This is a genomic window from Candidatus Ruminimicrobium bovinum (genome assembly GCF_902760015.1).
Taxonomy (GTDB): domain Bacteria; phylum Elusimicrobiota; class Endomicrobiia; order Endomicrobiales; family Endomicrobiaceae; genus Ruminimicrobium; species Ruminimicrobium bovinum.
This window is the reverse complement of the sequence record NZ_CACWEU010000117.1, coordinates 16,668-27,443: the sequence shown is the minus strand read 5'-3', so window position 1 is coordinate 27,443 and position 10,776 is coordinate 16,668. Positions and strand designations below refer to the sequence as shown.

General features: G+C 26.1%; 9 protein-coding genes and 1 pseudogene. 9 read left to right on the top strand and 1 reads right to left on the bottom strand.

Annotated elements, in window-relative coordinates:
• From ACMUOV_RS04255 to ACMUOV_RS04230, 6 genes and pseudogenes are all read left to right on the top strand, one after another.
• Window positions 1–1,165 (top strand): polysaccharide pyruvyl transferase family protein (locus tag ACMUOV_RS04255; protein WP_413853872.1); only part of this gene is annotated, 1,165 nt, incomplete at its 5' end.
• Window position 1,166: 1 nt separating this feature from the next.
• Window positions 1,167–2,681: an oligosaccharide flippase family protein gene (locus ACMUOV_RS04250; RefSeq protein ID WP_413853871.1), complete on the top strand. Its 1,515-nt coding sequence runs from the start codon at window positions 1,167–1,169 to the stop codon at window positions 2,679–2,681.
• A complete protein-coding gene (locus ACMUOV_RS04245) occupies window positions 2,678–3,841 on the top strand; it encodes a Coenzyme F420 hydrogenase/dehydrogenase, beta subunit C-terminal domain (protein ID WP_413853870.1) in 1,164 nt (387 codons plus the stop codon). Before ACMUOV_RS04250 ends, ACMUOV_RS04245 begins: the two co-directional genes overlap by 4 nt.
• Window positions 3,835–5,118, top strand: coding sequence for a Coenzyme F420 hydrogenase/dehydrogenase, beta subunit C-terminal domain (locus tag ACMUOV_RS04240; protein ID WP_413853869.1), 1,284 nt, complete (start codon window positions 3,835–3,837; stop codon window positions 5,116–5,118). Before ACMUOV_RS04245 ends, ACMUOV_RS04240 begins: the two co-directional genes overlap by 7 nt.
• Before the next feature lie 243 nt (window positions 5,119–5,361).
• Complete coding sequence (locus ACMUOV_RS04235; protein WP_413853868.1) at window positions 5,362–6,120, top strand: type IV toxin-antitoxin system AbiEi family antitoxin domain-containing protein; 759 nt, start codon at window positions 5,362–5,364, stop codon at window positions 6,118–6,120.
• A pseudogene (locus tag ACMUOV_RS04230) lies at window positions 6,117–7,037 on the top strand (nucleotidyl transferase AbiEii/AbiGii toxin family protein). Before ACMUOV_RS04235 ends, ACMUOV_RS04230 begins: the two are co-directional and overlap by 4 nt.
• A gap of 34 nt (window positions 7,038–7,071) precedes the next feature.
• Here the strand turns inward: ACMUOV_RS04230 and ACMUOV_RS04225 are convergent.
• Complete coding sequence (locus ACMUOV_RS04225) at window positions 7,072–8,085, bottom strand: hypothetical protein (RefSeq protein WP_413853867.1); 1,014 nt, start codon at window positions 8,083–8,085, stop codon at window positions 7,072–7,074.
• A gap of 220 nt (window positions 8,086–8,305) precedes the next feature.
• Here ACMUOV_RS04225 and ACMUOV_RS04220 point away from each other — a divergent pair, with 220 nt between their 5' ends.
• The 3 genes from ACMUOV_RS04220 (at window position 8,306) to ACMUOV_RS04210 (ending at window position 10,627) form a co-directional block, all read left to right on the top strand.
• Window positions 8,306–8,623 (top strand): hypothetical protein, encoded by a 318-nt coding sequence (locus tag ACMUOV_RS04220; protein WP_413853866.1) that lies wholly within the window; start codon window positions 8,306–8,308, stop codon window positions 8,621–8,623.
• Entirely contained in the window at window positions 8,596–8,844 is a 249-nt protein-coding gene (locus ACMUOV_RS04215; protein ID WP_413853874.1) for a hypothetical protein, read from the top strand. Before ACMUOV_RS04220 ends, ACMUOV_RS04215 begins: the two co-directional genes overlap by 28 nt.
• A 604-nt stretch (window positions 8,845–9,448) precedes the next feature.
• Window positions 9,449–10,627 (top strand): phosphopentomutase, encoded by a 1,179-nt coding sequence (locus ACMUOV_RS04210; RefSeq protein WP_413853873.1) that lies wholly within the window; start codon window positions 9,449–9,451, stop codon window positions 10,625–10,627.
• The last annotated feature ends 149 nt before the right edge of the window (window positions 10,628–10,776 follow it).

The window sequence follows — 10,776 nt, the reverse complement described above, 5'->3', positions numbered from 1 at the left end:
AATTGTAATAAATGCTGCCAAATATAATATGGGTTCCAATATGTTACTTAGAGGAATTGTACAAATAGTTAAAAATACTGATGTCGAATTTATAGCTATTTCTTCTGCAGATATTTCACAAAAAGAATCTCTTAATATTCCTTTTGTAAATAAATATATTCCAAGAAAATCAAAATGGATCAAAAACTATTTTATAAGAAAAATATTTACTGTTGCATATAAGATATTTGGAATAAATTTGTTTTTAGAAAAAACAAAAAATTATTCTTTGTATAATGAATTCAAAAATTTTGATTTAATTGTTTTAGTGGCAGCAGATAACTATGATTACAATAAAAAGAAAAATCCTTTAGATGAAATGATTTCTTATATTTCTAAATTAAGAAACAAACCCAAAATTATTTTATATGATTTTTCTATAAATAAAGAAAATATTACACAATATTTGAAAGAAAGTATAAAAAAAGTAGATTTTTTAACAACAAGAGATTCGTTATCTTTTGAAAATTTAAATGAAATAAAAGAAACTAAAAACAAATTATTTTTAACTCATGATCCGGCTTTTGTAGTAAAACCTAAAAAAATAGAAATAAATATAGATTGGACTAAAAATTATGTTGGGCTTAACATAAGTTCTATGGTCTTAAACAAAAACGAAAATGTTCTAGATACATATTATAAATTGATAGAACAAATTTTGTCGTATAAATATCTGAATATTTTGTTAATACCGCATGTTATGAAACAACAAGATTTAAAAGGTTTAAAAATACTTTATGAAAAATATAAAAATACTGGAAGAGTATTCTTAATAGATAATGAAAATTTCACAGGTCCACAATTAAAATATATTATTTCAAAATGTCGCTTTTTTGTTGGTGCAAGAACACATGCTACTATTGCTGCATATTCTTCTTGTGTTCCAACTTTAGTATTAGGGTATTCAATTAAATCTTTGGGAATTGCTAAAGATTTATTTGGAACTTATGAAAAATATGTTGTTAAATTAGATGAAATATCAAATAATAAAAATTTGTTAGCAGATTCTTTTAAATGGATTTATGAAAATGAAGAAAATATTAAAAAACATTTAATATCCGTAATGCCAAAATATATAGAAAATGCAAGTTCTGTCGGGAAAATTATTAAGGATATATTAAATTAAAATGAATCAAAGAAAAGTAGGTGCAATATTATCGTATCTTTCTATAGGAATTCATTCTATAATAGGTTTTATTTATGTTCCTATGTTGCTTATGTTTTTAAGTAAAGAACAATATGGGTTGTATCAACTTGTTGGTTCATTAGTTGCATATCTTGCTGTAATGGATTTTGGATTAGCTAATACTACAGTTCGTTATTATTCACAATTACTTGCCAAAAAAGATACGATAGGACAAGAAAATTTACTTGCTACAATGCTTAGAGTATATACAGGAATAGCTGTCGCCATAATGATAGTAGCGATTATTTTATTATATATACTATTACCGTTTTATACGAAAACTCTTTCACCTATAGAAATTGTTACGGCAAAATATGTTTATTGGATAATGATATTTAATTTGATGATTGTTATCCCCGGACATATTTTTGTTGCAATAATTCAATCACATGAGAAATTTGTTTTTTTAAAAAGTGTAAATATCTTGAATGTTATTGCACAACCGATATTGGTTTTTATAGTTTTGCATTTTGAAACAAGTATAGTTGCACTCGTAGTAGTGCAAACTATTTGTAATATTATGATGTTTTCTGCAAATGCATATTATTCAATATTTAAACTTAATGCAAATTTTCATTTACATAAATGGGATAATAAATTTGTTAAAGAGGTATTGATATTTTCGTTTTTTGTATTTTTGCCAAGTATTATAAGCCTTGCTTATTGGAAAACAGGACAAGTGATTTTAGGTGCTGTTATAGGAACAGTATCAGTTGCAATTTATTCTATTGCGATACAATTTAGTTCAGCTTTTATGAGTTTATCTACGGCTGTAAGCGGTGTTTTTTTGCCAAAAGTATCTTCAATTACTGCAAAAACGGATGATATGACTGAAATTAATAATATTTTTATTAAAACGGGAAGATTACAATTTTTACTTTTAAGTTTAGTTTTTTGTGGCTTTATAATTTATGGTAAACAATTTATTATTTTTTGGGTAGGTAGTAGTTTTTTAGATGCTTATTTATATGCATTATTATTAATGGCAGGTCTTTTTGTTTGTTTAATTCAAAGTGTTGGTATTTCTGTATTGCAAGCTAAAAACAAACATTATTTTCGTTCAAAAGTTTATTTTATTTTAGGAATATTTAATATTTTAGCGTCTATTCCGATGGCAAAAAAGTATGGAGCTTTAGGTTGTGCTATAACAACAACATTTTGTTTGTTTTTAGGACAAACTGTAATTATGAATATTTATTACAACAAAATAGGCATAAAAATATTAGATTTTTTTAAACAAATATTTAGTATGGCTATTCCCATATTTGTAGTTTTTATAATTGGACTGTCTATTGAAAAAATTTTTTATACTTCTTCGTTTTTCTTCTATTTATCAAAGATATTGTTGTTTGTTTTGATTTTTATTTTATTAACTTGGAATTTTGCATTTAATCAGTATGAGAAAGATTTAATAAGAAAACCTATAAATTCAATATATAGGAGATTTCGTTCATGATAAATATTATTAAAAAATCAAACTGCAGTGGATGTGGTGTATGTGTAAGTGTTTGCCCTAAACAAGCTATTTCAATGCAACTAGATGAAGAAGGTTTTTTATACCCTAAAATTAATAAAGATCTATGCATAGATTGTTCTTTGTGTAATAAGTTTTGTCCGAAGGAAAATAAATTTGAAAAAAATAAAAACTATAGTTGTGAATTTTTTGCTGCTTATAATAAAAATAAACAAATTGCCATTGATAGTTCTTCAGGTGGAATTTTTTGGAGTTTCGTTGAATATATTATAAAAAATAATGGTGTTGTATATGGAGTTGAATTAGGAAAAAATTTTAATGTTTTTCATAGTAGAGCAACTACATTGAATGATGCATTAAAATTTAGAAAATCAAAATATTTGGAAAGTAATACTAATAACATATACAAAAAAGTAAAAGAGGATTTAAATAACGATAGATTAGTTCTTTTTTCCGGAACACCTTGCCAAATAGCAGGTTTATATTGCTTTTTAGGAAAAGAATATGAAAAACTTTATACTTGTGATGTTGTTTGTCATGGAGTTCCTTCAAAAAAAGTTTTTAATAAATATATTGCCGAGTTGAATTCAAAAGAAAATAGCAATGCAATTTCAATGTGCTGGAGAGATAAAGAAAATGCTGGGTGGGGACCTAATCATGTAAGTATTAATTTTGAAAATGGTAAAAAATTAACAAGTACATCTTTAGATAATCCATATCAAAAGGGATTTTTATTGAACTTTTATTTAAGACCTTCTTGTTATGTTTGTAATTGGGCAAAACTTCCAAGAGTCGGAGATATTTCCCTTGCAGATTTTTGGGGATATACTGGAGAATTGTTAGAACAAAATAAAAATTCTGGTATTTCAGTTATAGTGGTTTCTTCAAGAAAAGGTAAAGATTTATTTGAAAAATGTAATAATTCATTTATTTATCATTCAGTTAGTAAAGAGTATGTCATTTCAAAAAGTAGACATGTTTATAAACACCCAAAGTTTAGATTTGCTCGTAAATATTTTTTTAAGGATTTAGAAAAATATTCTTTTGATTTTATAAGTAAAAAATATTTATACAGTAATCAAAAAAATTTTAAAAATTTAATTTTTAAAATAATAGATAAAATAGTGGATAAAATATGTTGAATATAACCGATAAAACCAAATGTTGCGGGTGTAGTGCCTGCTTTAATATCTGTCCTAAAGAAGCTATCAAAATGGAATATGATAGTGAAGGTTTTTTGTATCCGAAAGTTGATAAAAATAAATGTATTAAGTGTAGATTGTGTTTAAAAGTATGCCCTATAATGGAACGACAGATGCATAGAGGTATGGATGTATTGAAGTATGGAAACAACAAGAACAACAGAGTTTTGGAAGTTTATGGAGCGAAGAATAAAAATGTTGATGAGCAATTAAAAAGTTCGTCGGGTGGAATGTTCTCAATATTTGCAAATTATGTATTAGAACAAAATGGAATAGTTTTCGGAGCAAGTTTTGATAATAATTGGAAAGTGGTGCATAAATATATATATATAAAAGAAGATTTGGATGTTTTAAGACGGTCAAAGTATGTTCAAAGTGATATAAACATAACATATAAACAGGCAAAGCAATTTTTAGACGAGGGAAAATTTGTATTATTTACCGGAACACCTTGCCAAATAGCAGGGTTGAAAAGTTTTCTTCAAAAAGATTATGAAAATTTGATGCTTGTTGATTTGATTTGTTGGCAGGTTGCATCCCCATTGGTTTGGAAAAATTTTTTGGAAGAAAATTTTAATACTGAAGAGATAAACTCAATAGATTTTAGAGATAAAACTTACGGTTGGGATAAAAGTATAATGAGTTTATCTTTAAAAAATAATATAAAGTATCCCAAATTACCAGGTCTTTATAATTTATTACCAAAGAAAATAAAAATATTTTTATCGTTAAGAAAATATGCATTAAGTTATAGAAAAGGATGTTTAAGTGGATTGTTTTCAAGACCATCATGTCATAAATGTAGTTTTAAGGGGGATAGATATAGCGATTTTACAATAGGTGACTTGTGGGGGGTAAAAGAAATATTACCGATTATGTATGATAAAAAAGGGGTATCGGTATTAACGATAAATTCACAAAAAGCAAAAGATATATTTGAAAAAATAAAAAATAATATTGAATATAAACAAATAAGTTATGACGATATGGTAAAATACAACCCAGCATTTATCTCGTCAGCAAAATCTCATCCAAAAAGAGAAGAATTTTTCAAAAGATTTGCAACTATGAGGGATGGATGTATGGATGAATTGAGGTATGGAAACTACAACTACAAAAGAGAAAGTTTAAATAAGTTAATCTCTGAACTTCTTAATGAAAAGCCATTAATTGTTAAATTATTCAAAAAAGTAATTAAGCAAATAACGGCAAAGTAATAATTTATGCAAAGTTTATTTTGATTTGAATACAATGACTTGATAAGGTTGAAGAGTTTTTTCGGTTTTTGAAATAATATCTTCCAAATTTGAAGATTTTTCAAAGAGAACTTCAAACTTTTTTTTGTTAAAAATTTAAGAAAATATTTAAATAGCAAACATCCCTTAAATTTTGTAAATGTAAAATTTAGAACAACTGCGAGAGTATTGACAATGTTTTAAAAATATTGTATTTTACTAACTATGAGTAAGCAAATAGCATTTAAATTAAAACAAATATTAAAAGAAGTTCCTAATAATTCTATTTTTACTTCAAAATGGTTACAGCAAAAAAAAATTTCAACTTCATTAATTTCAAAATATAAAAAATCCAATTGGATAAAATCTATAGGAACAGGAGCATATACAAAGTTAAACGATAAATATGATATTGATAGTGCAATATATGCATTACAAAATCAATTAAACTTGTCTATTCATATAGGCGGACTTTCTGCTTTGAGTGATAAATATAGTATTTCTCAGAATGTAATATTTAATTCTAAAACAAATCTGTACGGAATAAAAAAAGAAAATTTACCTAAGTGGTTTAAAACAGTTTTTAAAGATAAATATAATATTTTTCTTACAGATTTTTTACCTAAAAACTTAGGAATAGAGAATTTTGATAACAATTCTTTTGAAACAAAAATCTCAAGTATGGAAAGATCTATATTAGAGATATTATATCTTGTTCCAAATGTTATAACTACTCAAACAGCATATCAAACGATGGAATTTTTATCAGCATTGAGACCTGATTTATTACAAGAATTATTGAAGGAAACAAAATCTATAAAAGTAAAAAGACTGTTTTTATATATGGCAGAAAAAATAAATTATCCTTGGTTTGAAAAATTAAATATAAAAAAAATAAATTTAGGAAATGGTATAAGGAAAATTGTTGCAGGTGGAAAATTTGATAAAAAATATAAAATAGTTATAGATAATATAGAACAATGAATAAAGTTTATGAAGATAAAGTAAAATTATTAGTTAGAATATTACCTTATATTGCAAAAGAAAAAATATTTGCTTTGAAAGGTGGTAGTGCTATAAATCTGTTTTATAAAAATTTGCCGAGATTATCGGTAGACATAGATTTAAGTTATATATTATTTGATAAAAGGGAAGATGCTTATAAAAATATTAATTGATCTCTTATAAATATTACGGAAATCCTTAAGTCAATTGGGGTAAAAACTGTGATAATGGGACAAGAAAATAAAAAACTTGTCTGTTCGGATAATCTAACGACTATTAAAGTAGAACCTAACTATGTTTTAAGAGGTTTTATTTTTGAACCGCGAGAAATGGAAACTTGTAAGATAGTAACCGAAAAATTCGGTTATGCAAAGATAACGGTCATTTCAAAAAATGAATTATATGGCGGTAAAATTTGTGCTGCTCTTGATAGACAACATCCGAGAGACTTATTTGACATAAAAGAATTTCTTGATACAAATGAAATAAATGACAACATAATAAAAGGTTTTGTTATTATGTTGTTGGGACATGATAGAACTTTTCATGATTTGCTTAATCCAAATATCTCTGATAAAAAAGATGTTTTAGAAAAAGATTTTATTGGTATGACAAATAAGTCTTTTACATATCAAGATCATTTACAAACTTTAACAAAATTAATAACAATAATTAGAGAAAATATTAAAAGTTATACAAATGTTTTATTGAAATTTGTTTCTTTAGATAATTCTTGGATAGAGGATATTAATATTCCAAATATAGAAAAACTTCCTGCAATTCAATGGAAAATAAAAAACTTAGAAAAACTAAAACAAACAAATCCAAAAAAATTTGAAGAACAATATATAAAATTAGAAGAACTATTCTTAAAAAATAATAAGAATAACCAATAAAACAAAATTCGCAATGACGATAAACAAAAAAAGATTATTTTGTTTTGAATACAATAACTTGATAAGGTTGAAGAGTTCTTTCGTTTTTTGAAATAATATCTTCCAAATTTGAAGACTTTTCAAAGAGAACTTCAAACTTTTTATTAAAGAATTTTTTCGGAAGTTTTTGTATTTCGTTTGTGGGATTTTCCACGATTATATATTTCACTCCTTCATATTTATAAGTTTTTGCCTTTAAAGGTTCTTTTACATCCACAATATTTTTTACTTCTTTACCGCTGTCAATAATTTTACCGATAAAAGAAAGTTCCTGTATTATTTCCGAGATATATTCCCATTCTTTCGGTTTTGAAGAAGATAAAGGAACCCCTTTTATAGTATAAGTAAAATAGAAAAGCCCTGTTGCTCCGTTAAATAATGCATCATAAGACATAAACCTTATTTCTTCTTTTGTAGGGAAACGACCATGTTTGCGAGGTTTTTTTAATTTTATTTCCTTCCAATCAAAAATCTGAACAACTGCCCACAATTGTTTTTGCGGACAACCTGCTTCAATAAGTTTTTGTTTGGCAATAGCAAATTTTTTCCCAAAACTTTCCAAAGGTTTACTTGGAACAGGATAGCCATCAATCATTAGAATATCGCAAATATCATAATATGGTATTTTGGTTTTTCCTCTACTGATAACAAATGCTGTTTGATGTTCGGGAAAAGTATTTTTACAAATATTATCACGATTTATCATCTCTTCTCTGGAAATATGCTTGATATCAGGTTCATCGCAAATATACCATGCTTTTATAGGATAGTTACGTGCTTCGTTTTCATATTCACTATCAATAATTTTATTAGGATAGATTAGAAGTTTCATATCATATTCTTTCGCTTTTTTTGCAAGTCGTGATAAAAATTCAGGATTTGCTTTATATGTTTGAATGGTATTAAAACCTGCTTGTTTAATTATTGGAATGTCTTCTTCATCTGTAACATTGTAAATACCGAGAACAAACTCGGCAAAAGCAGAAACAGAAATACAACTAATTATCAATAATATAAATAAACACCGAGATATATAAGTATGAAACAAATTACTTTGATATTTTTTTATTGTTTTAAAAATCATTTTGAAATTGCCCTTATTAGTTTTGTTCTTGGAAATTTATTTTTACATAACTTTTAAAGATAAAGTTCTATCATAATTTTATTAAATTTTCAAGAAAAATTTTAAATAGCAAACCTCCCTTGAATTTGGTAAAATGCCAACTGTTATGAATAACGAAAGAATAATCTTTTTAGGAATAATTAATACCATAGAAGAATTTTATGAACTAACAGGAAAAAATCCTGCTGATTTAGAACTTTCTGAAGAACAAGAAATATATAATGACAAACAAATAATAATAACCGAAGAAGAAATAAAAAAATTTTTCGGAGAATATAAAGATATAAAAGAATTAAGAGAAAAAGCCATAAAATATTTTGCGGAAAATATTCAAGGCAAAACTTTTGATATTGGCAAATTTAAAAGTATAAGAATATCAAGAAATGCAAGAGATAGATATATAGTGCAGATAGAAGAAAATTAATAATAGTTTTAAAATTATTAAAAATATTAAAAACTGCAAAATATAAAAACTCTTCAGATAAATATAAAGATAGAGAAGATAATATAACGATATTTCATTATTTTACAAATGAAATATATATAGCTAAAGAAAAGTACAGAGTATATATAACAATAGGTGAAGATGAAAACGGAAATCTTTTTTACGATTTGGACGAGAATAAAAAAACTTCCAAAGAGTAAACACTTTTACAAGTAGTGTCCCCTTTGGAAGCAACAATAGTATAATTTAAAATCTTTAACTTGTCAATGTTTATATTAAAATATATATAAATAAAAACATTTTATTATTTCACCAATAAAATAATATTTATGAAGTTTATATAACTATAGGTGAGGACGGTAAAGGAAATTTGTTCTATGATTTAGATGAAAATAAAAAACCTTAAGGATTAAACGTCGGTACAAGTGATGTGTCCTTAAGGCAACCTAAGTATAACTTAAAAAGCATAAAAAGTCAGAAAAAATTTAATAAAATTCTTGATAGAAGTGATTGCATCTAATTCCACAAAAGAATTTTTAAAGTTTGTAAAAAGATGATTAACAATAACCGATAAAACAAAATTTGCAATGATGATAAACAAAGAAAAGATTATTTTGTTTTGAATATAATAATTTGGTAAGGTTGAAGAGTTTTTTCGTCTTTCATAAAAGTTGAATATATTGAAGAATACGAGAGAATTTAAAGTTTGTAAACAGAATAAAAAAATAATGTTTTGATATTTTTTTTCATATTTTTGGATAAAGATAATAAATATGTTATAATTTATGTTGTAAAATGAAAGACATCAATAAAATAATTTTAATAGTTTTAGATAGTTTAGGTATAGGGGAATTACCTGATTCTGCCGACTATAGCGATAAAGGTGCCGATACTCTCGGGCATATTATCAAAGCTATGGGCAGAGGTTATAATTTGAACAATTTATCAAAACTCGGGCTTTATAATATTTCAAACACTTCATTTCAAAACAATCAAAAAAATGTTATCGGTTGTTACGGTAAAATGGCAACAAAGTCTCCCGCAAAAGATACTACCGCGGGGCATTGGGAATTATCAGGAATAGTATTAGATAAACCTTTCCCGACATATCCTAACGGCTTTCCCAAAAATTTAATAGAAGAATTTGAAAAACAAACAGGTATAAAAGTTTTAGGTAACTGTGTTGCTTCCGGAACGGAAATTATACAAAAACTCGGCTTACAACACGAACAAACCGGTTACCCTATAGTATATACTTCGGCAGATTCCGTTTTTCAAATAGCATGTTCGGAAGAAACTTTCGGGCTTGAAAAATTATATGATATTTGCCGTATAGCAAGAAATTTATTGCAGGGGGAACATGCGGTAGGCAGGGTAATAGCCCGTCCTTTTATAAAAAAAGACGGTGCTTATGTCAGAACAACAAACAGGCATGATTTTTCTTTAACACCTGCGGGTACAACCGTTTTGGATTTGTTTTATAATTCCGGCGGACAAGTAATATCCGTCGGTAAAATTTACGACATTTTTGCCGGTAAAAGTATTTCAAAAGCATATAAAACAAAATCCAATATTGAAGGTATAGAAAAAACAATCGAGTTGATTAAACAGCCATCAGAAAAAAATACTTTTATTTTTACAAATTTGGTTGACTTTGATATGTTATGGGGACACCGAAGAAATATTGAAGCTTATGCAAAAGGAATAAAATATTTTGACGACAAGTTGCCCGAAATAATAAATACCTTAAATAAAAATGATGTTCTTATAATAACGGCAGACCACGGCTGTGACCCTTCATATACAAAACATACAGACCATACAAGGGAATATGTTCCTTTACTTATCTACGGGAAGCAATTAAAAAACAATGTTGATTTAGGTATCAGAAGCTCATTATCTGATGTCGGGCAAACCATTGCCGATATTTTTAAACTTTCTAAATTAAAAAACGGCACAAGCTTTAAAGCCGATATAATATAATAAAACGAAAAATAAGAGTATATAGTTTTAATCTAAAAATGTGAAAATACACAAAAATATTCCCATAGAAAATGTGAAAACATATTAAAATATTCGTATCGAAAATGTGAAGACCATTGACGACAATATTAAAATTTTATAAAATTGTA

Bases quoted from the DNA above. Each gene is read 5' to 3' on its own strand.
- ACMUOV_RS04250 (WP_413853871.1), top strand. From the start codon at position 1,167: ATGAATCAAAGAAAAGTAGGTGCAATATTATCGTATCTTTCTATAGGA.
- ACMUOV_RS04245 (WP_413853870.1), top strand. From the start codon at position 2,678: ATGATAAATATTATTAAAAAATCAAACTGCAGTGGATGTGGTGTATGT.
- ACMUOV_RS04240 (WP_413853869.1), top strand. From the start codon at position 3,835: ATGTTGAATATAACCGATAAAACCAAATGTTGCGGGTGTAGTGCCTGC.
- ACMUOV_RS04235 (WP_413853868.1), top strand. From the start codon at position 5,362: ATGAGTAAGCAAATAGCATTTAAATTAAAACAAATATTAAAAGAAGTT.
- ACMUOV_RS04220 (WP_413853866.1), top strand. From the start codon at position 8,306: ATGAATAACGAAAGAATAATCTTTTTAGGAATAATTAATACCATAGAA.